Raw genomic sequence first — 19624 nt, 5'->3', positions numbered from 1 at the left:
CCCTGCCTTCCTAAACCCGGATCAACCCCGAGACGGGCCGGACCGGCGTCGTATCCGGGAACACATCGGCCACCGCCTGTGCGGGGAAGTGCAGGTGGTCCACCATGACCCCAGCCAGCACCGCGCGCAGGTCGGTAGTGGGGCGCAGGTCGCGATTCTCGTACAGCTCGTGCGGTGCAAGGCCTGGCCAGTCCGCCAGCACGCGCCCGCCATTCAACCGCCCGCCCAGCAGCAGCGCGGCCGTGGCCATGCCGTGATCCGTGCCGCCCGTGCCGTTCAGCCGCGCGGTGCGGCCAAATTCCGTGACGACGGCCACCACCGTGTCTGACCACACCGGACCCAGCCCCGTCCGCAGTGCGTCCAGCGCATCGTCCAGCGCGCCCAGCCGGTTCGCCAGCCCACCCCGTGCGGTGCCCTGGGTCGAGTGAGTGTCCCAGCCCTTCAATCCCAGAACCGCCACGCGCGGCCCGTTCGGCTGCACCATGATGCGTGCAGCGGCCGCGGTCTCGGTGGTGAAATCCGGGCGGCCCGGAACGCGCTGTGTGCCCGGAGCGCCGGGCGCCGTGTCCTGCATCATCGTGTCCAGCTGCGCGCCACCCCGCAGCGCCTCGGCCAGCTTGGGATCACGCGCCTCGTAGAGGTCGAGCAGGCGGGCCACGAGCTCCTCGTCGGCGTAGTGGAAGCGCTGGAGCTGCCAGGTCTCAACTGGAGCGGGACCCTGCATGATCACCGGAATCACTGGCGCGATCGCCAGTCCCTTCGCCGGCGCCACGCGTTCCCCGCGGGGAAGTGCCGTCAGCGCCCGGTTCAACCAGCCCGTCCGCTCACCGGTGGTCACGCGCGGCAGCCCGCTCTCCAGCACGTCCTGCCCGTCGAAGTGGGAGCGGCCGCGATAGGGCGTGTGGGCGGCGTGAAGCGCGATCGCCTCCTTTGCCTGGAACATGGCCAGCAGCTTCGGCATGTTGGCGTGCAGCCCGAACATGCCGTCCAGCGCCACCGTCTGGCCCGAATCCGCCCCACGCAGCGCAGAAAAGGCCGGATCGCCCACGGGCTGCAGCATAGAGATGCCGTCCAGTCCGCCGCGCAGGATCACCACGAGCAGCCGCGGGTCGCGCCCCGCCGCGCGGGCCAGCCGCGGCGCGTAGGGCCAAGCGAACAGAGCACCGAGGCCGCCGAGGACGGCGCGGCGCATCACGGGATGGGTCATCGCCTCTGGAACTCCGGGGAGAGAAGGAGAAGAGTCAGCGCCTGCCGGCCATCCGCGGCCCGCTCCACGGCGCGTCGTGTCTCCGGGCTGGCAGCGGGGCCGAAGGCAGCATCGAGAAGGGCGCGCGCATCGGTGCGGGGCGGAACCCGGGCAGCCAGTTCGGACGCCCAGTCGAGCCGGGTCTTGATCGAGTCCGGCGCGGCCCAGGCATCGTCCTCGTTCGGCCACCCCTTGGGCGAGGGTGCCTGCCACAGCGGCTGGCCCATGGCGCCCAGGGCGCGCCCGGGCTCGGAGCGCGCGGGGAGCCCACCAAGAAGGCGCGCGCTGGCCAGCATCAGCTCGATGGGCGGGCGCACCTTTCGCGGCGGCACCCAGGCCTCGCTATCCGCGACAAGCGCGCGGGTGACCGCACCGAGGTCGCCATCGGTACGGCGGAACACCGCCGCCATGCGCTCCTCCAGACCCGCCAGCCCGTTGCCGACGAAGTGCCGGACCATGCGGCGGGTGACATGGCGCGCGGTGGAGGGATGGCGGGCCAGGTCCGTCAGCGCGGCGATCGCCTGGTCCGCTCCCTCCTGCGGGTAGGTCTTGCCCAGCAGCGTCTGTGGCCCGGGCTCGTGGCGCTCGGGGAAGAAGCCCACGCGCTCCGGCCGGGTCGGGTTGGGGGCGAGATCGATCGTCCAGCCCGTCAGGATCTTGGCCAGGGCGATCACGTCGTCCTGCGTGTAACCACCATCGACGCCGAGCGTATGCAGTTCCAGCAGCTCGCGCCCCAGGTTCTCGTTCAGCCCGCCACGGCGGCGCCCGCGGCGGTTCACTGGGGCGTTCGGGCCGGTCGAGCTGCGATTGTCCAAATAGAACAGCATGGCCGGATGCAGCGCAGCGGCGACCAGCAGGTCACTGAACTTGCCCAGCATGTGCGGACGGACCGCATCCCTGTCCATGCCACCGCCAAGAAAGCCGATATAGGCGCCGGCTGTCGTGAAATGGTCGGACCAGTAAAGGGAGAGGCGCTCGATCAGCGGCGTCGTGGTGCGGGTGGCAGTCTCGATTGCCACCTTCAGCTCTCCTGCCGCCACCGTGCCGGGCCGGGTGAAGGAGGTGCCGGGATCCGCGCCGCCGCGCGAAACGACGGCGTTGCGCTCGTCCAGGATGCGCCGGCGCTCGACCAAGAGGGTGAGGCCTTGGGTGGTGTTCGGGGGCAGATCTTCGCCCGAAACGGGGGCCGTGACCGGCTGCATGAGCTGGGCCGCCACGCGGCCGCGCGGGTCCGACCGTGCGGCCGCGAGCTCGCCAGGGGCGGCGCCGAGGCCGAACCGGTTGACGCTCAGCAGGATGTCGGACTCTGCCAAGGCCATGCTCCGTGGTAGAAGGCGTGGGCAGGAAAATGCCCTGAGGACAAGATGGTCCGGGCGACGCATCCACCAGCCCTCTCAGGCCTGCCTTGGTGTGGGAACCTTCGGGGTGGGATGCAAGGCGCGGGCCCGTACGGCAAGGATCACGAAAGGTATCCGCCCTCTCCCACCCTGCCCTGGCAGAGCGAGGGTGGGAGGCCCGGCGATGTGATCCGTCCCGCGCCCGATCGCGGTTTACAAGCCCTTCATGCTCCGTGCATGTTCCGGTCAGTGATGGTCCGGGGCCGGTGATGTCTGCATCGGCTGCGTCCTCGTGATCACTTCGCACGGGAACGACGTATGCTCGATGAATCCACGATCCATGGGCCGGCCGCGGGCCTGACCACGGCCGGGCTGGCCATGGAGGATGTGGCGGGCCGCACCTTCTTCCTCATCGGCAACAACGACAGCTGGGTTCGCAGCATGCGCTTCGCCTTCAAGGCGGACGGATCGGTGCTGGGACATCAGAGCCGCGACATGTTCCGCTGGCGAGTCGAGGGTGACGGTATCGCCTTCCTCAACCGCAAGGGCCAGGTGACGGCCACGTTCCGCCGCACCAGCGCCGATGGTGAGCCGCTCGCCTTTCGGGGGATGATGCGATTCACTGCAAAACCGGCCGAGTACCGGATGGAGGAGCAGGTTTCCTCTTCCCGTCGGATCGCGGCCCTGCCGGAGGTGCTGCGCTTCGACGGCGAGTTCGGGGAGGAGGTGAACAGCTTCATCCCCTACGTCCACTGGCTGCACCAGACCGGGCAAATGACGGGCCGGCGGATCGATACCTATGCGGGCATGGAACCCTTCTACTTTTTCCTGAACGCGGACCAGATCAACGTCTCGGCACGCAAAAGGGGCATGGTGCGGCCGAACACGGCGCCGGCGCATTTCCTCTATCCAAGCGGGCTGTATGCGCATCAGGCGGGCATGGAATGGGCGCCCAACTACCGCGGCCGCTACAAAACTGACTTCGGCTTTGGAAAGCCCATCCTTGTCGTCCACAACAAGTACACGGTCGAGTGGGGCGGCGTGCCGCACAACTTTCTCAACCCCGAGACGCTCGAGCAGATCTTCTCCCGGTACAAGAACGACTACCAGATCGTGTTCTTCGAGGCGGCCCGGGCCTCCCATAGTGCCCGCGGCTACTCCGTAGACCGCCAGCACCTGCTTACCTACAGCGATGTCGAGATCGCGGAGAAGCACCCGGAGGTCATCATCTTCGGCGACATGCTCGAGAAGTCGGGAAGTGCCTACAACCTGCTAAAGCTCAAGATCTTCAGCAGTGCTCACCATTTCATCACTGTACAGGGCGGCAACGCGCATATGTGCGCGCTCTTCCCCGGGTCACTGGTGGCTATTCAGCACATCCGCGGCGTCGAGACGCGCCACGCCTACCAGAACGGCATCTTCCAGTTTCTGGCCAATCCCCGGCCGCTCTACCTCGTGGGCAAGAACCCCGACCAGCTCGGCGATATTCTGGACGCCTTTGAGGATTGCCGGAAAATCGGAGACCGCGTGCATCTCGGGCCGAAGGGCCTCGACCTCTACGAGCGCTACTACCCGGCCCCTGTCCGGCCCTGGTAGCAGCATCCGCTCCTCGCCTACTCAGGCGAGGATGGTGCGCGCCAGTTCCTGCTTCCTGGTGCGGATACCCACCTCGTCGATCATCGGCGCAGGCATCGTGCCAAAGTCCAGCGTGGCCGGATCCGTCTCAAAGAAGGACGGCCAGTTCGATCCGAGCTTGGCGACGGAGCCGTGCTTGATATCGTAATAGCCCGCGGATCCCGAGATATAGCTGCCCTTCACCCCAGCGCGAGACGCCAGCAAATGGCAGTGGAAGCGCGTGCTGATGCAAAAGTCCCCCGGCCGGAAGGGCAACCCGTCCTCGAAGATCAGGTCCTTGTCGTAAATGGCCGCATCCGCCACCGCCTTGCGGAGGACATTCACGAACTGCATGTCGTGCTTCTGGAAAAAATTCAGGTAGCGCACCGAGGAAAAGTGGCCCCGGTTGGCCTCCATGACGGTCATGATCCCGTCCAGCAGGGACTGATGGCGACCCGCTAGCTTCATGTCCTTCTGGACGTTGATGTAGAGCGCCGGCGAGCGGTCCGGCTCACGCGAGGTCTTCACTTCCGAGATGAAGGTGTCGTCCACCCCGAAAATCACATTCGCCTCGGGCGACTCCGCCTTCACGAACTCGAAGCTCTGATGATCCCGCGTCTCAATCAAGGTGAACTGGCCGAACAGCTCGGCCAGGCCCGGCGTGTCACGCTGAAGCGGCAGCAGACCCAGACCGGTCCCGTAGAGCGGCACGCCCAGGCGCTTGGCCAGCGTCGCCATCATGCTGACCGCGGCAAAGGAGAAGCGGAAATGATCGTTCAGGAAGCCACCGCCACAAACATGGAAGGCGCTGATCCGCGAGAGGGTGCTGCGCCAAGCGGTGTTGTTCTCCAGCATATGTTCCGCTGCCTCGATGCCAGCACGGATGCAGCCCGCGACACCGAGCGCCTCGGCCCCCTCCTTCGCCCGCACGACGAAGGCCTTGCTCGTCCCCGCGAGGAAGTCGTTAAAGAAGACCGGGTCGTCCATGTGATAGGCCTGCATCCAGGCCGCACCGCAATTGGCGATCAGCTTCTTGGATGGGGCGTTATCGAGGGCGAAGCGGATCCACTGATCGAGGATGTAGTCGTCACCAAAGTTCCTGTTGCCACCGTAGCAGTAGAACACGTGAATGGATGCTGCCACGACAGTCGCTCCTCGAATCACCGCCACAGTCCACCACGCAGCGCGCCTGACGAACCCCCTGTTCTTAGACCAGCTCTCGTCCGCGTGGAATCACCGTAACGGGCGCGGGCTCGGCGGGAACTGGAGGGACGGAGATGTCTCGGAGATGCCCTGAGCTTGTTTTGAATATGTCACAGGCCGATGCAGCCGAGCGAACGGGAACGCATCCCGTTCGCTCGGCCAGGGATATCAGCCGCGCTCGGCCAGGAACCGCCGGACGCCGGCCAGCGACTGATTGATGACCTGGTCCATGTCCAGATACTGGTAGGTTCCGCAGCGCCCGATGAAGCTCATCCGGTCCAGCTTGGTCGCCAGCGCGGCGTACTCCTTGTACTTCTCCTGGTACCGCCCGTCCGAGGTCTTCACGGGGTAGTACCGCTCCTCGTTGTTGTCGCGGTAGTCGCAGGGCTCTTCCACCGTGATCGTGCGGCGGCCTGTGTCCTCGACGCGGTGATGCGGCAGCAGGTCCCAGTGCGTCTCGCGCGTGAAGGGGCCGGTGTCGGTGTAGTTCGTCACCGTCCAGTTCATATCGGCCGGCGCCGGCTTGTCCTCGGTGCGCTGGTGGAAGCGGATGGAGCGGTAGGGAAGCTCGCCCAGGCAGCGGTCAAAATACTCGTCGATCGCCATGCTGTTGAAGCAGTGCGTGTAGTCGTTCTCCATCCCCTTCTCGTAGTGCACGCCCGTCTCAACACGGATGTTCGGGTGGTCGAAGATGGAGCGGAAAATGGCGGTGTAACCGTCCTGCGGCATCATCTGATGGCGGTCACCGGGGAAGTAGCGATCCTCGCGGTCGGTCCGCAGTGGGATGCGCTTCACCACCGAGGCGTCCATCTCCTCGAGGTCCAGGGCCCACATCTTCTTCGTGTAGGGGCGGAAGAAGAGGTCGGTCAGTTCCTTGCCGATCTTCGAGTTCAGGTGCTCGGCCGCGTTTTGCGGATTGGGGATGTCCACGGCCACTTCGGCCAGCGCGGCCTGCATCGCGGCCTCGTCCGGCAGCGGACGGTGCAGCACGGCCTCCACCGTGTCGGCATTCACCGGCAGCGGCACCAGGCGGCCGTCCGGCAGCAGCGCGCGCACGCGGTGCTGGTAATCCACGAAGGTGCCAAAGCGCTTGATCCACTCCACGACAGCGTCATTATTTGTGTGGAACAGGTGCGGGCCGTAGCGATGGACGCGCACGCCATTGGCGTCCACCTCGTCATAGGCGTTGCCGGCGATGTGGTCGCGGCGGTCGATAACGCGCACATCCCATCCGGCCTCGGCCAGGGTGCGGGCGTAGACGGCGCCGGCGAAGCCGGCCCCGACGATCAGGGCCGTCGATCGGGCCATCTCAATACCTCATGCTTGCGCGACACGACCCGGTGGAAACCGGGGCTGCCGCTCGATACGGGGGAACTCAGGAAGCCGCGGCGGCCTTCTGGCGCTGCTCGGCCTCCTGCAAGGAGGCATAAGCCTTGTCAAGCATTTCGCCGCCATAACCCTGGTCACGAAAGTAATCCAGATCCTTGAGGAAGGACGGAATAATCTTCCACTTGACCGCAATCGCGGACATCTTGCCGAGATATTGCCGGAAATCGAGCACGGGGTGTAGCAACTCGGAGGTGACCGGCAGCCGCCTCTCGTGGTTCAGCACCCGGCCCTCGCGCGTGTTGAAGGAAGCCTTCTCCACGCTACCCGGCATGACCTCGTTCAGCGGCAAGCAGCGGAAATGCCCCGCCGCCTCCAGCGCGGAGGACACAAAATACTCGCAGTACACGCTCTGCTGGCCGTCGCTGAGCTTCGGCTGTGAGGCCTCTGCCACGCGCTCACGGTACAGGTGGATGAGCGCCCGCCGGGACAGGCCGATGATGGGGAAGATGCTCTTCCAGGCCTGCGGAAAGCGGTGCGGCCGCTTGTCCCGCCCGGGGCCGAGCTTGCGGTGGTTCGTGGCGACGAGGTCGAGATCCGCCATCTCATCCGAGCGCAGCCGCGCGGCGAGGCGCTGGAAGTAGTCGCCGTCCTTGTCCGCCGGGCCCACGTCGTACTCAATCATCAGATAGAAGTCGTAATCCGGGATCTGCGGCATCGTCGCGTAGAAAGGATAGTCGCCCAGGTACGCCATCGCCCGCGGATGCTGCGTCGACAGCCCGAGCGCCTGGCAGGAGGCGATCGAGTGCGGCACCTTCCGGAAGGGTGCCACATCGATCTCGCCCCGCGTCTCGTCGAGCGCAAAGAACACGTCCCAATCCGGCACGGCCGAAAGCTGGGCAACGAGTTCCATCGCCTTGGCCGACTGCTTCAGGTGGCTGCGGAGCAGGACGGCCACCCGACGAGGCTCCCCGGGAGCCCGGCCGGGCCGGGTTTCCGGCAACTCATCCGGTCGTGTCACCATCCATCCTTTCCGGCCCATACGGGCTGGCCTCCTCTGATCCCTGAAAAATGCCGGGACAATGCGGTTCTATTGGTAGTGATGTCGCAGAAAAGGGGCGTCGCGTCGTCCGCAGAAATCCAGTTCCGGCTTCAACTTCTTCGTCAGTTGCTCAACCGTCTCCGGCTGCAGGTCGCCCCGGAAGCGCCCGGGCGTGACATCCGAGCCCTTCCAGGTGCCACCCACCTTCACCCAGTCCGGGTTAGCGAACAGGTTCTCCGGCCGCTCGATGCGCAGCGCATCCGCCACCTGCGACGGCGCGCGGTTGAAGGCGCGGCAGAGATTGTCGACCATGTAATCGAAGGCGCAGCAGAGCTGGTTGTAGGAGGTCCAGGTTACTGCATCGCCCAGCGGTCCGTCCGAGAGGTCGGTCAGCATCTGATAGCTGGCCTTGTTGTTGCGGCCGAGCACGTAGCGGTCGATCCCGCCCTCCTCGACCTTCCGGCGCTTCTCCTCGGCCACCTCGGGCGTGTCATGCGTGTTGGGGTGCTGCAGCGCCCACCAGTACTGGTTACAGGCCAAGTCCCGCGGGTCGCGGTAATGCGCGATCATGCGGAAGGGCGATACGTCGAGCGTCGAATCCCAGTGCCGCGGTCCGCGGAACCAGTAGAGGACGTTGGGCGCCTTTGAATCGAGGAAAGTCGCGCCCTCCTTCTTCTCCAGCGAGGCCGGCCCGCTCGCCGCCTTCAGCCGCAGCGATGGCCCGCCGATGGTGTGCAGAATCCGCAGCATGGACGCGGTACCCGAGGTGGGCGTGCAGATGAACACATAGGCCATGGTGGCTATTCCTTGCCCCGCAGCCGCCACAGCTCGGCCGCGATGATGAAATCCTCCTCCCAGTCCACATCCACCGTCTTGTCCTTGGCGATGGCGTAGAGCAGGGGCGTCGCGCCGATCCGGTCGCCATGCGCGCGGTACACATCCGCATTGGCGATGAAGATCGCGCTGTTCACCTCGTATAGAGGGGTCAGCGTCTGGGTGCGCGGCCACTTCTCCGCGGTCCGGTCGTAGTTCACAGAGGTGGTCGCGTTCCAGATGAAGGTGCGCAGCTCCGTCACGCCCAGCAGGCTGTCATGCGAGCCCGCACTACGCGCCGCACGATAGGTCGCGATCGCCGCGGAATACTCGGCCGCACCGAAGAAGGGACTGGTCACATGCGTCCACACCACATCCCCTTCCGGGATGATGCTGGGCACATAGGCGATCACCTCGTCCGTGCTGGTCGAGGAGGAGCAGAGATGATCCGGCCGATGGTCGATCCGCAGCTTGCCGTCCGAGCGCGCGACATAGGGGGCCGCGATCTCCTCCACTGCCGGGTCGTTGGTGGAGAGCACCACGGCATCCAGCGCCTGGCAGGACAGCAGCTGCTCCAGCTTGATTCCCAGCAGCCCGTCCTGCCGATCGGCGAAAGGGCGGGTGTTCTTGCGCGGCACGCGCTGGCTGCCGGCGCGACAGGGAAGGAAGGCAGTGACGGGCATGGAGATCCGTTCAGGCGTCGAGAAGGGCGGGCAGGCCGCGCAGGTCGCGGATGACGGGAAAGCCGTGCTCGGCCGCGAGCGCGCGCATGCGCGACTTGGCCGTGGAGAAGTGGTCGGCATAGGCGAAGCGCGCGCCCACTGCCTCGGCCGCCGTGAAGTCGGCCTCGGCATCGCCCACGAACCAAACATCTCGCAGCGGCAGGTCGCGCCCAAGCTCCCCCGCCACCAGCTTCAGGTTCTCCGCCTTGGTCGCGGGCGAGCCATGGATGGCGCGGAACCGCCCGGCCAGGCCGCGCTCGGCGAACACCTCGCGCAGCTCGGCACCGTCCGACCCGGAAACGACGAAGAGCGGCAGACCGCGCGCCGACAGCCCGTCCAGCACCTCGCGCATGGCGGGGGTGGAGGCACAGCGCGTGTAGCGGCCGCGCAGAAGCTGTGCATAGGTGCTCACAAGCACGTCCCGGTCCACGCCCGCGGGCCGGGTCTTCAGATCATCCCAGGTCAGGAAGTGCTCGAACAGCCGGTAGCGGGATGTACCGAAGTTGGCGGTCTGGTAGCGGGAGAACCGGGCGATGTCCTCGGGATGGAACCCGTGCTCCGCCAGCGCCTCGCGGAACACCTGGACCTTGAGCGTGTTGGAGACGAGCAGGACGCCGTCGCAGTCGAATACGACAGCGGCCACTGCTTTCCGGTTCATCGCGGGAGTCCTGCGCGTTTCGGGCCTCAGGCGACTTCCGCGATCAGCCCGTGGATCGAACCCTGCTTCACGCGGTAGCGCGTGGGGGTAAGGCTGGACAGCTCCGCCCCGCCCGGATGCGCCGCGAAGCTGTCGAGCACGGACTGCACCTCGCGCGACAGCTCCTGCTCGGCCGCGGATGCCATGGTGTAGCCGTCGAAGCCCACCAGGAAGCAGCGGCGCGCGCCGAGGCCGAGCGCGGTGCCCAGCGCCAGCGCCAGAGGCGAGTTGTCGGAAACCGGGCCGAGATGCGCCTCGTCCGTCTCGAAGGGATTGGCCTGCACCACCGGAATGGTCAGCCCCTCCGGCACGCAGCCCGGCACGCGCGGCGGTGCGGGGACCACGGCGGCAGCCACGCGGGCCATCGCCTCGGCCGGCGCGCGGAATGCGTCATGCCCGGGCAGGCATAGAAGCTGACGACCGCCGATCTGGGACGCGATATCGAGATGGCGCGAGGAGGAGAAGACCACTGCCGGATCGTGCTGCGCGACCAGCCGCGCGATAGCATCGGCATGGCGCCTTACCGAGGGACCGCCGCCGACCAGCAGCACGTCACCCGACTTCATCCCGAGCGTGGCCACATCCGGATAGACCGACTGATCCACGTCCTGCCCGCCCTGGCGCTGCAGCGCCTGCACGATCGACATGACGGAGTAGCGGTTCTTCGCCAGCCAATCCATCACGTCCTTCTGGGGCAGGTTATTTGCGCCCGAGATCATGTAGGGCAGGTTCGTGCCCCAGCCCTGCTCGCGCTGCATCACCTCGAAAGGCGCGACGACGGCGGACAGCGCCTGATGATCGAGCGGCGCGTTCAGCCCCTCGCGCGCGAGCTGGATGAGGATGGTCTCGGTCTTCGCATTGCCGGCGCCGCGGCCCATGCCGGTGAAGGTGCCGTCCACGATATCCGCGCCCGCCTCGATGGCGGCGAGGGTGTTGGCGAAGGCCAGGCACATGTTGTCATGGCCGTGGAAGCCGATGGCGAAGCCCGGCATCCGCTCCCGCAGCTCGCGGAACAGGCGGGACACCTCGGTCGGCGTCACGCCGCCATAGGAGTCGACCAGGGACAGCGCGTCATAGGCATCCTGGCTCTCGATCGCGAGCCGGATGTGATCCAGGTTGTCCTTGAAGGTGGACAGGTACATCACGTTGAAGCCCACCTGCAGGCCGAGCTTCTTCAGCTCCCGCGCCAGCGACAGGCCGTGCGACAGATGTGCCGGCGCGCAGGCGATCCGCACCATGTCGAGAATGCCGGCGAGCGGGCCGAACAGCGCGGGCACGCGCTCCGGCTCCACCGCCTTGGCGTCGATCATCACCATCATCTTCTGCTCGGGGCGCAGGCGCGCGCGAAGCGCACGCAGCTTGTCGGCCGTCAGGAAGAAGTATTCGCCGTAATAACCGGACAGCTTATCATTGACGTAGCCGACCTCGACATGGTCGATCGGCAGGCGCGACACGCTGTCCATATAGGTATCGACGAGCTTGGGGTCGAAATCCCAGGATGTGTAGTAGCCGCCATCGCGGAAGGTGCAGTCCAGGACCTGAACCATGGCTCTCTCTCCACTCGGCATGCGGCACCGCACAATGCGGAACCTAGCCATGCACCGGCGGGCGGGCAATGTTCAATCTCGGAAGGCAGCACGCCCCTGAGAACTGGCCTGACCTCCCGAAAACGTGAGCTAACTGAGCGCCCGGATCTTTATGGTAGCGCATCCAGCACACTCGGGTGAAAGAGGTCTTCCGGCGTGATCTCCCGAGCGGCCAGCCCGTCCGCTACGGCGAATCGGACCATTGCCCCCACCTCCTCCCGGTTCCGCCGGAAGCCGTAGGGCCAGGGATCACCCCCCATGATCCGGGTCTGCGCTTCCGCTTCCGCCGCGATCCAGGGCAGCGAGGCGCGGAGCACGTTCACAAGTGACAGATCGGCGACGGCCATGGCGCGCGCGCGGGCGAAGGCACGGAACAATTCGACCGGCAGCCAGGGATGCGCGGCGGCAAGCTCCTTGCGAAGGGCGACGCAGTGCATGATCGGGAAGAAGCCGGTTGCGCGGAAATAGGCTTCCTCTTCCGTCCGGTAATCCGGGTAAAGCCGGTCCACCGGCGCCGAGCGTGCGACGAAGCAGGAGGGCGGGCGCGGCCCGACCACCGCGTCCAGCTCGCCCGAAGCCAGCAGCCCGTTCAGCGTCTCCGTCGGCCCGATCGCGGCCACGTCCATTCCGGGCGGCAGGGTGAGCGCCACCCGCTCGCTGCCTCCGATCTCCTCCATCCCGCCGGTGCGCCAGGCGATGCCCATGGTGTCCACGCCGTAATGCTCGCGCAGGATGCCGCGCACCCAGAGAGCGGCCGTCTGCTGGTACTCCGGCAGCCCGATCCGCTTCCCCGCCAGATCCGCCGCCGACCGGATCCCGCGATCCGTCCGCACATAGATTGCCGAGTGCCGGAAGGCGCGGGAGGGAAAGACGGGGATGCCGATATAGGGCGCGTCCCCCCGCGACGTGGTGACGATGTGGCTGCCCATGGACAGCTCCGTCACGTCGAAGGCGCGGTCGCGGAGTGCGCGGCGGAAGATGTCCTCCGGCTCCCCGGGCAGCACGGTCAGGGTCACGCCCGGCACCGTCACGCGCCCATCCAGGATGGGGCGCGTGCGGTCCGAGCTGGTGCAGGCGAGGGTCAGGCGAAGCGTCTCGGGCAAGGCGTTCATTCCATCCTGTCAGGCCATCCGGGCGGCATTGGCGTAGGGGCGGCTCAATCCAGCGCGATCCGCGCCAGGCGCACGTAGTTGCGCTGCGTCTCCACATCCTTCCGGAGGAAGGCGTCGAACTCGGCCTGCGACATCGCCATGGGCTGCGCGCCCTGCTTTGCCATCGCCTCCCGCGTCTGCGGGCGGTTCAGCCAGGCATTCACTGCGCCGTTCAGCCTCTCGACGATCGGGCGCGGCACCTGCGCCGGCGCCATCAGCCCGAGCCAGATCGAGGCCTCGTAGCCTGGAAGGCCGGATTCCGCGACGGTGGGCAGCTCCGGCAGCAGCGGGTCACGCTGCGGACCTGTCGTGGCCAGCGCCCTGGCACGCCCGCCTGCCACATGCGGCTGCATCGTTGGGATCGCATCGAACATCATCGGCACCGTGCCGGAAATCAGCGCCGTACGCGCCTCCCCCGAGGAGCGGAAGGGAATGTGCTGGATCTCGATCCCGGCCATCGAGCGGAACACCTCGCCCGCGATGTGATAGGGCGTGCCGGGACCGGAGGAGGCGTAGTCGATCCGGCCGGGCTCCGCCTTCGCCTTCGCGATCAGCTCCGCGACGCTGCTCACGCCGAGCGAGGGATGCACGGCCAGGACGTGATGCGCCACATTCACCGAGGCCGCCGCGGCGAGGTCTCGCATCAGCGCGTAGGGCCTGTTCGGGATCAGCGTCTCGTTCGCGGTGTGCGTGTTGGACATCATCAGCAGGGTGTAGCCATCGGGCACCGCCTTCGCGACGACATCCGTGCCGATCACCGCCCCCGCACCGGGCCGGTTCTCCACTACGAAAGGCTGGCCGAGGCCCTGGGTCAGCGCCTCCGCCACGTTGCGGGCGGCGATATCGGCCGATCCGCCGGCGCCGAAGGGCACGATGATGCGCACCGCGCGGCTCGGCCAGCCCGCCTCCTGCGCCCGGGCCGAGCGGATCGCAGGCACCGCCAAGCCGCCCGCAGCCAGTGCGGCAAACCCCCTGCGCGTGATGATACCACCCATTCCCTCGTTCCTCCCGAGCGTTCTGCCGGGCCGGTTCGGCCTCTGGCACGCGAAGCCTAGTCCACCTTGCCGATCCGCTGCACGGCGCGCACCAGCCGCGCGCTGTCCTCGCGAAAGAAGCGCTCGAACTCCGCCCCGTCCTGGTAGGCGATCGGGCTGCCCGCCGTGTCGAGCGCGCGCTTCAGCCCCTCATCCGTCACGCAGACCTGCCGCAGCGCCGTCCGCAGCCGGTCCTGCACCGGCGCGGGCGTCGCCACCGGCACGAACACGCCCGACCAGATGTAGAACTCCACCTCCGGATGACCCAGCTCGATGAAGGTCGGCACCGTCTCGAAACCGGGAATGCGCTCGCGCCCCCAGCTCGCCAGCGCGCGCAACCTCCCCTCGCGCACATGCGCCAGCGCCGGGCCGGGACCGGAGGCCAGGGTGTCCAGCGTACCGGAGAGCAGCGCCGTCAGCGCCGGCCCGCCGCCCTGGAAGGGCACATGAAGCAGGTCCAGATCCGCCGCCCCGGTGAACATCGCCATCGCGACATGCAGCGTGGAGTAGTTGCCGGCCGAGCCGAAGGTGATCGCACCCGGCCGCTTCTTCGCATCGGCGATGAATTCCTGGATCGTGCGCCAGGGCGAATTCCCTGACACCAGGAAGACGGTCGGGTCGGCGGTGATGCGCGCGATGGGCGCGAAGCCCTCCACCGTATAGGCCGGGGTGCGGCCCTGGATGCGCTCGCTCTCCGGCAGCATGGCATGGGAGGAGAGCGCCATCAGTGTCGTGTAACCATCCGGCGCTGCGCGCGCGACGCTCGCCGTGCCCACGATGCCGCCCGCCCCCGGCCGATTGACCACCGGCACCGCCTGGCCCAGCACACGCTCCACCGCCGCGGCCGTGGGGCGCGCGGAGGTGTCGGCCTGCCCGCCCGGCGGGAAAGGCACGATCATCTGGATGGCACGGCTGGGCCAGGCCGAGGCCGAGGCCGAGGCCGAGGCCGAGGCCGAGGCCGCGGATTGCGACAGGGCGCCGGCCGGGACCAGCCCCGTCGCCCCGAGCGCCGCCATCAGATCACGACGATGCAGCACGTCTCAAACCTCCTCCGGGCAGCTGACACGCCGCCGCTTATTCTTGCGCGGGGGCAGAACCCCGCGCCGCCTCGTCAGGTCGCGCTGCGGAGCGCGGCCACGTCCACCTTGCGCAGCGTGTTGCGAATGCGCCCGATCCCCTCGATCGCGCATTCCACGACATCTCCGTCCCGCAGGAAGCGCGGCGGTTTGAAACCGATGCCCACGCCCTCCGGCGTGCCGGTGGCGATCACGTCGCCCGGGAGCAGCGCCATGCTGAGCGAGATGGTCTCGATCAGCGTCGGGATGTCGAAGATTAGGTCGTTCGTGACGGCGTCCTGCCGCTTCTCACCATTCACCGTGCAGCTCACGCGCAGGGCGTCGTGCTGGAGCTCGTCCGCGGTGACGATCCAGGGGCCCATCGGGCAGAAACCGTCGATGCCTTTGCCCAGCAGCCACTGCTTGTGCACGCCCTGCAGGTCCCGGGCGGTCACGTCGTTCACCACCGTGTAGCCGAACACATGCTCCATCGCCTGGGCTTTCGGGATCGCGCGACCGCCTCGCCCGATCACCACGGCCAGCTCCGCCTCGTAATCCAGCTCGGCATCCAGCCCCGGCACCATCGGGATGTCGGCCCAGGGGCCGGAGACGGAGGTGAAGGGTTTGGTGAAGATGATCGGCGCCTTCGGCACCGCATCCGCCGCGCTGGTGGAGGAGGAATCATACCCGCTGCTGGCAAATTCCCGCGCATGCGCATGGTAGTTCTTGCCCACGCAGAAGATGTTGCGCGGCGGATGCGGCAGGGGCGCCAGCAGCATCGCCTCGTCCAGTGCCTCACCCTCGCCCGCGGGTTCCGGCAGCGTGGCACCGCCCGAGAGCACGCCGATCAGCGCCGTCATCTCGGTCGGCAGGCCGGGGGCCAGCGTCTCCACCGGCCAGTACCGCCGGCCCGCATCATCCACCCGCACCAGGCGCGCCGCACCGCCTTTCCTTACCATCGCAAGCTTCATCAGCCCAATCCCTATACCAATCCAGCTTCAAACGGATCCAATCCGGTGATAAGGTTCGCTGATTGGTTGAACCGGTCAAGACCCTGGATCGATGACAGCGCAGCATGACGAGAGCCTTAACAATCGCCTCGGCGCCGTCGATCTCCGCGCGGCCCTGGCCCAGGACCTCCAGTCCGGCCGCTGGCAGCCCGGCGAGAAGCTGCCGACCGAGCGCGAGTTTGGCCTCCATTACGGCGTGGCCCGCAACACCGTGCGCCGCGCGCTGGACGCCCTCGAATCCGAGGGGTTGATCCTCCGCCATGTCGGCCGTGGCACCTTCCGCGCCACCCTCGCCACACCCTCCGCTCCGGAGGACGCGCTCAGCCCTTCCGACGTTCTCGAATGCCGCCTGATCTTCGAGCCAGAGATGATCTCCCTCGCTGTCGCCCGCGCCAGCCGCGCCGATCTCGACCGCATGGCCGAATGCCTGCGCGGCACGGACGAGGCCGCCGATCTCGCGACCTTCGAGCACTGGGACGCCGCCCTGCACGATGCCTTCGCGCAGGGCACGCACAACGCCGCGGTCATCGCCATGTCCCGCGCCCTGGCCCGTGTGCGCGAGAGGACGGATTGGGGCCAGCTTAAGGCCCGCGGCAACACGCCCGGCCACCGCGCCACCCTGCAGGCGCAGCACCACGCGATGCTCGATGCGCTACGCCGGCGGGACCGTGCGGAGGCGCGCCGCGTGATGCGCGAGCACATCCTCTTCGTGCAGGGCTACATGTTCGGCGAGTGATCGGCCGCCCTGCCCCCTTCATCTGTCGGAGGGCGGCGATCCAGGTTACCAGGGCACCCCGGCGCGTACGCACCGGGCACTCACGTATGAAGGACGCGCCATGACCCGCTCTGCGCTTCTCGCCCTACCCCTCCTCCTCCTTGCGGCACCGCTCCATGCCCAGGCACCCGCACAGGGGCCGGCCGCGTCGCCACGCCCGGCAACGATGTGGGAGGACGTGGATCAGCCGATGAGCGCGCTGCTGAACGGCGGGCATCGCATCATCTCCGCCTTCGGCCCGAGCTTCACGCTCGAGCGGAATGGCAAATACGTTGCCTGCGAGGTCCGTCCGGCCGGTGGGATGCGCGGCGCGCGCGAGACCACCTCGGAGTGCCACCGCCTGAACTAGCGGGCGATCCTGCGGGCATGCCGGCGCTAACCGCCGGGATGCCGCCCCGCCGCCCGCCCCAGCGCGGAGGCCAGGCGCAGCGCCCAGTCCTCGATTCCACCGGCATCGCCCAGCAGGTCCTGCCGCACCTCGATCAGCGCCGCGTCCAGCCCACGCGCGTCGCCATGCACCGGTACCGTGTAGTCATGCAGCCCGGGCTCAATCCTGTAAGGCTCGTTCTCCCCTACGACGAGATCACTGCCCTCGCCGATCGCCGCCGCCAGCGCCTTGCCGAACACCTCAGCCCGATCGAACAGCACTCCGGCGTGCCAGGGCCGGTCCACGCCGCGGTAGCGCGGCGTGAAGCTGTGCACGCCCACCACCACCGCCGGCTGCCCCGCCGCGTGGCGCCGGTCCAGCAGCGCGGTGACGGCGTCGTGGAAGGGATGGAACCACGCCACCTCCCGCGCCGCACGCTCCTCCGTACCCAGGCCCAGATTGCCAGGGATCGCCGTGTCCTCGCTCTGCTCCGGCATGCTGTCGGGGACGCCGGGCGGCCGGTTCAGGTCGATCAGCAGCCGCGACGCACCGGCGAGGAACAGCGGCGCGTCCAGCAGCGCCGAGAGCCGGCGCGCAAGTTCCGCCGCGCCGATGTCCCAGGCGATGTGCCGCGTCAGCTCCGCCTCGGCCACACCCAGCGCGCCGTAGCGCGAGGGGATGTGGTTGGAGGCGTGCTCGCACAGCAGTACGAAGGGCGAGGCGCCCTCCGCATTCAGCACCGTGACGGGCGCGGGGTCGCTCACGCCGCCTGCGCCTCGTCCGCCACCACGTTGAAGCCCGACAGGTTGCAGCGGCCGAAGGTGGTGGTGATCGCCACATCCGCCGCGTCGCGCCCGCGCGCCATCAGGATGCGGCCGATGCGCGGAAAGTTGTGCCGCGCGTCGAAGGTGTACCACTGCCCGCCGAGGTAGGCCTCGAACCACGCGGAGAAGTCCATCGCGGCATCCGAGTACGGCACGCCGAAATCGCCGAGATAGCCAGTGCAGTAGCGCGCCGGGATGTTCATGCAGCGGCATAGCGCGACGGCGAGATGGGCGTAGTCCCGGCACACGCCCACGCGGTCGTTGTTGCCGCTGAAGGCGGTGCGATACACGTCGGCATGCTCGTAACCGAAGCGGATGCGCTGATGCGCGTAATCGCAGATGGCCTGCACCCGCGCCCAACCGGGCTCCGTCCCGCCGAACAGCGACCATGCGAGGTCCGAGAGCCGGTCCGTCTCGCAGTAGCGGCTGGCAAGGAGGAAGACGAGCGCGTCGTCCGGCAGTTCCTCCACAGGCACCTGCCGTGCATACGGCACCACCAAATCGGGCAGCCCGGAATCAATGATATCAAAGCGGGCGGAAATCGTCGTCCGGCCTGTGGGCGCAAGGATGCGGTGGCAGATATTGCCGAACATGTCCCGGTACTCGGTCGCGGCAACCGGCGGATCGAACATGATCTGATGCGGCCCGACCAGATCCGGCATGCGCGAGGGATGCACGCTCAAGGCCAGGATCATCGGCGTGGGCTGCGGACAGTCATAAGTGATGTCGTAGCCGGCATGGATCTTCACGTCGGGAGGCTCCGGTTAGAGGGAAGGCAGATGATTGGCAGGAACGGCGTGCGTCATGCGCCAGGCAGAGCGGGCATGCGGCGGGATCCGGGTGTGGGCACCTCGGCCGTGACCTGGACGGAGACATCCATGCCCAGGCTGTCGTCGGGAAAGCCCTTCCAGCTGCCGTGCAGCGGCACCGCCTGGTCGGGGTCGCGCGCCACGGCCACGCGGATCAGGTCGCGGTTGCCGACGATGCCGTTGGTGGGGTCGAACTCCACCCAGCCCGCGCCGGGCAGGTAGACGCGCACCCAGGCATGGGTGGAGCCGCCGCCGACGCGCGCGGGCCCTTCTCGCCCGCGGCCGTCGAGCCCGGGCGAGTAGATGTAGCCGGACACGAACCGGGCCGCGAGGCCGAGGGAGCGCACAGCCTCCATCATCAGCAGCGCGAAATCGCGGCATGTGCCGCTGCCCAGCTCCAACGTGCGCACCGGCTCCTGAATGCCGCGGATGGCGCGGGGGATGTATGTAAAGTCGCGCTTCACTGCGCGCGTCATCGCGGCCAACAGGTCCAGCGTCCCAGTCGGCCCGCTCTCCCGCAGGAAGCCGCGCGCCCAACGATCGACCGCGCGCTCGGGATCGGCGTGGTGTCGCTCGATGGAGCGCGCCAGGTCCGGCATTTCCTCGACAGAGTAGGAAAAGGGCAGGCTGCGCGCATGCTCCTCCAGACGGAAGTCGAGATCCTCCACCGGGCTGTGGTCGAGCCGCATGGTGCTCTCGAAACGAAGCTCCCGCGCTCGAGCGCTGAAGGAGGCTACGCCCACGCTGTTGCCGAACACGTCATGCACCCACCAGAAGGCTTTGGGCCGGGGTGTGACCTCGATCCGCGCATCCAGCAGCCGCTGGTCGTGCCCGTCCCGCGGCCGCAGCATCATCCGGTGCTCCCCGAAGGAGACGGGCTGCCGGTACTTGTAGGTCGTAACGTGTCGGACGGTGAGGATCGGCATGGTCACCCTGTCGCGGCCCAGAGGGCCTGAGCACCATGGGGGTAAGCAAAGGGCAGGCCGCACGCGGGGAGAGTTGCCCTCCACGGT

At 67.7% G+C, this 19624-nt stretch carries 19 protein-coding genes; 3 read left to right on the top strand and 16 right to left on the bottom strand.

Features of this window, described 5'->3' with window-relative positions:
• Positions 1-10: 10 nt before the first annotated feature.
• Together ACVBD7_RS00815 and ACVBD7_RS00810 are read right to left on the bottom strand one after the other, a co-directional pair.
• Positions 11-1207, bottom strand: coding sequence for a DUF1501 domain-containing protein (locus tag ACVBD7_RS00815; protein ID WP_458095623.1), 1197 nt, complete (start codon positions 1205-1207; stop codon positions 11-13).
• Positions 1204-2559, bottom strand: a complete 1356-nt coding sequence (locus ACVBD7_RS00810; protein ID WP_458095622.1) for a DUF1800 domain-containing protein — start codon at positions 2557-2559, stop codon at positions 1204-1206. The genes ACVBD7_RS00815 and ACVBD7_RS00810 overlap by 4 nt, the downstream gene beginning before the upstream one ends.
• Positions 2560-2901: 342 nt before the next feature.
• Here ACVBD7_RS00810 and ACVBD7_RS00805 point away from each other — a divergent pair, with 342 nt between their 5' ends.
• Positions 2902-4179: a hypothetical protein gene (locus ACVBD7_RS00805; protein ID WP_458095621.1), complete on the top strand. Its 1278-nt coding sequence runs from the start codon at positions 2902-2904 to the stop codon at positions 4177-4179.
• A 21-nt stretch (positions 4180-4200) separates the two neighbouring features.
• Here ACVBD7_RS00805 and ACVBD7_RS00800 read toward each other — a convergent pair whose 3' ends face one another.
• From ACVBD7_RS00800 to ACVBD7_RS00750, 11 genes are all read right to left on the bottom strand, one after another.
• The gene (locus ACVBD7_RS00800) at positions 4201-5340 is read right to left on the bottom strand and encodes a polysaccharide pyruvyl transferase family protein (RefSeq protein ID WP_458095620.1); all 1140 of its coding nucleotides are present in this window, start codon (positions 5338-5340) and stop codon (positions 4201-4203) included.
• Positions 5341-5568: 228 nt separating this feature from the next.
• Positions 5569-6708: an FAD-dependent oxidoreductase gene (locus tag ACVBD7_RS00795; RefSeq protein WP_458095619.1), complete on the bottom strand. Its 1140-nt coding sequence runs from the start codon at positions 6706-6708 to the stop codon at positions 5569-5571.
• Positions 6709-6775: 67 nt separating this feature from the next.
• Positions 6776-7684, bottom strand: coding sequence for a hypothetical protein (locus ACVBD7_RS00790; RefSeq protein WP_458095618.1), 909 nt, complete (start codon positions 7682-7684; stop codon positions 6776-6778).
• Positions 7685-7816: 132 nt separating this feature from the next.
• Positions 7817-8563: a hypothetical protein gene (locus tag ACVBD7_RS00785; RefSeq protein WP_458095617.1), complete on the bottom strand. Its 747-nt coding sequence runs from the start codon at positions 8561-8563 to the stop codon at positions 7817-7819.
• A gap of 5 nt (positions 8564-8568) precedes the next feature.
• Entirely contained in the window at positions 8569-9264 is a 696-nt protein-coding gene (locus tag ACVBD7_RS00780) for an acylneuraminate cytidylyltransferase family protein (protein WP_458095616.1), read from the bottom strand.
• A gap of 10 nt (positions 9265-9274) precedes the next feature.
• The gene (locus ACVBD7_RS00775; protein WP_458095615.1) at positions 9275-9961 is read right to left on the bottom strand and encodes an HAD family hydrolase; all 687 of its coding nucleotides are present in this window, start codon (positions 9959-9961) and stop codon (positions 9275-9277) included.
• 26 nt (positions 9962-9987) lie between these two features.
• On the bottom strand, positions 9988-11547 hold the full coding sequence (locus ACVBD7_RS00770; RefSeq protein ID WP_458095614.1) for an aldolase catalytic domain-containing protein: 1560 nt from the start codon (positions 11545-11547) through the stop codon (positions 9988-9990).
• 149 nt (positions 11548-11696) lie between these two features.
• On the bottom strand, positions 11697-12698 hold the full coding sequence (locus ACVBD7_RS00765) for an ABC transporter substrate-binding protein (RefSeq protein WP_458095613.1): 1002 nt from the start codon (positions 12696-12698) through the stop codon (positions 11697-11699).
• 44 nt (positions 12699-12742) lie between these two features.
• The gene (locus ACVBD7_RS00760; protein ID WP_458095612.1) at positions 12743-13732 is read right to left on the bottom strand and encodes a tripartite tricarboxylate transporter substrate binding protein; all 990 of its coding nucleotides are present in this window, start codon (positions 13730-13732) and stop codon (positions 12743-12745) included.
• A gap of 56 nt (positions 13733-13788) precedes the next feature.
• Complete coding sequence (locus ACVBD7_RS00755) at positions 13789-14808, bottom strand: tripartite tricarboxylate transporter substrate binding protein (RefSeq protein ID WP_458095611.1); 1020 nt, start codon at positions 14806-14808, stop codon at positions 13789-13791.
• A gap of 74 nt (positions 14809-14882) precedes the next feature.
• On the bottom strand, positions 14883-15797 hold the full coding sequence (locus ACVBD7_RS00750; protein WP_458095610.1) for a fumarylacetoacetate hydrolase family protein: 915 nt from the start codon (positions 15795-15797) through the stop codon (positions 14883-14885).
• A 91-nt stretch (positions 15798-15888) separates the two neighbouring features.
• Between ACVBD7_RS00750 and ACVBD7_RS00745 the strand changes: the two genes are divergently transcribed.
• Positions 15889-16572 (top strand): FadR/GntR family transcriptional regulator, encoded by a 684-nt coding sequence (locus ACVBD7_RS00745; RefSeq protein ID WP_458095609.1) that lies wholly within the window; start codon positions 15889-15891, stop codon positions 16570-16572.
• Positions 16573-16672: 100 nt separating this feature from the next.
• The gene (locus ACVBD7_RS00740) at positions 16673-16960 is read left to right on the top strand and encodes a hypothetical protein (protein ID WP_458095608.1); all 288 of its coding nucleotides are present in this window, start codon (positions 16673-16675) and stop codon (positions 16958-16960) included.
• Between the two features lie 26 nt (positions 16961-16986).
• Here ACVBD7_RS00740 and ACVBD7_RS00735 read toward each other — a convergent pair whose 3' ends face one another.
• Genes ACVBD7_RS00735 through ACVBD7_RS00725 form a run of 3 tightly spaced genes read right to left on the bottom strand, consistent with a single transcriptional unit; the run spans position 16987 to position 19537 of the window.
• The gene (locus tag ACVBD7_RS00735) at positions 16987-17742 is read right to left on the bottom strand and encodes an N-formylglutamate amidohydrolase (RefSeq protein WP_458095607.1); all 756 of its coding nucleotides are present in this window, start codon (positions 17740-17742) and stop codon (positions 16987-16989) included.
• Positions 17739-18551, bottom strand: a complete 813-nt coding sequence (locus ACVBD7_RS00730; RefSeq protein WP_458095606.1) for a transglutaminase-like domain-containing protein — start codon at positions 18549-18551, stop codon at positions 17739-17741. The genes ACVBD7_RS00735 and ACVBD7_RS00730 overlap by 4 nt, the downstream gene beginning before the upstream one ends.
• Before the next feature lie 53 nt (positions 18552-18604).
• A complete protein-coding gene (locus ACVBD7_RS00725) occupies positions 18605-19537 on the bottom strand; it encodes a transglutaminase family protein (RefSeq protein ID WP_458095605.1) in 933 nt (310 codons plus the stop codon).
• Positions 19538-19624 lie beyond the last annotated feature (87 nt).

The organism is Roseomonas sp. WA12 (genome assembly GCF_054165765.1).
This window is presented reverse-complemented; position numbering and strand designations above follow the sequence as displayed.

Bases quoted from the DNA above. Each gene is read 5' to 3' on its own strand.
- ACVBD7_RS00760 (WP_458095612.1), bottom strand. From the start codon at position 13,732: ATGGGTGGTATCATCACGCGCAGGGGGTTTGCCGCACTGGCTGCGGGC.
- ACVBD7_RS00765 (WP_458095613.1), bottom strand. From the start codon at position 12,698: ATGAACGCCTTGCCCGAGACGCTTCGCCTGACCCTCGCCTGCACCAGC.
- ACVBD7_RS00775 (WP_458095615.1), bottom strand. From the start codon at position 9,961: ATGAACCGGAAAGCAGTGGCCGCTGTCGTATTCGACTGCGACGGCGTC.
- ACVBD7_RS00780 (WP_458095616.1), bottom strand. From the start codon at position 9,264: ATGCCCGTCACTGCCTTCCTTCCCTGTCGCGCCGGCAGCCAGCGCGTG.
- ACVBD7_RS00815 (WP_458095623.1), bottom strand. From the start codon at position 1,207: ATGACCCATCCCGTGATGCGCCGCGCCGTCCTCGGCGGCCTCGGTGCT.
- ACVBD7_RS00740 (WP_458095608.1), top strand. From the start codon at position 16,673: ATGACCCGCTCTGCGCTTCTCGCCCTACCCCTCCTCCTCCTTGCGGCA.
- ACVBD7_RS00795 (WP_458095619.1), bottom strand. From the start codon at position 6,708: ATGGCCCGATCGACGGCCCTGATCGTCGGGGCCGGCTTCGCCGGCGCC.
- ACVBD7_RS00785 (WP_458095617.1), bottom strand. From the start codon at position 8,563: ATGGCCTATGTGTTCATCTGCACGCCCACCTCGGGTACCGCGTCCATG.
- ACVBD7_RS00750 (WP_458095610.1), bottom strand. From the start codon at position 15,797: ATGAAGCTTGCGATGGTAAGGAAAGGCGGTGCGGCGCGCCTGGTGCGG.
- ACVBD7_RS00745 (WP_458095609.1), top strand. From the start codon at position 15,889: ATGACAGCGCAGCATGACGAGAGCCTTAACAATCGCCTCGGCGCCGTC.
- ACVBD7_RS00805 (WP_458095621.1), top strand. From the start codon at position 2,902: ATGCTCGATGAATCCACGATCCATGGGCCGGCCGCGGGCCTGACCACG.
- ACVBD7_RS00725 (WP_458095605.1), bottom strand. From the start codon at position 19,537: ATGCCGATCCTCACCGTCCGACACGTTACGACCTACAAGTACCGGCAG.
- ACVBD7_RS00770 (WP_458095614.1), bottom strand. From the start codon at position 11,547: ATGGTTCAGGTCCTGGACTGCACCTTCCGCGATGGCGGCTACTACACA.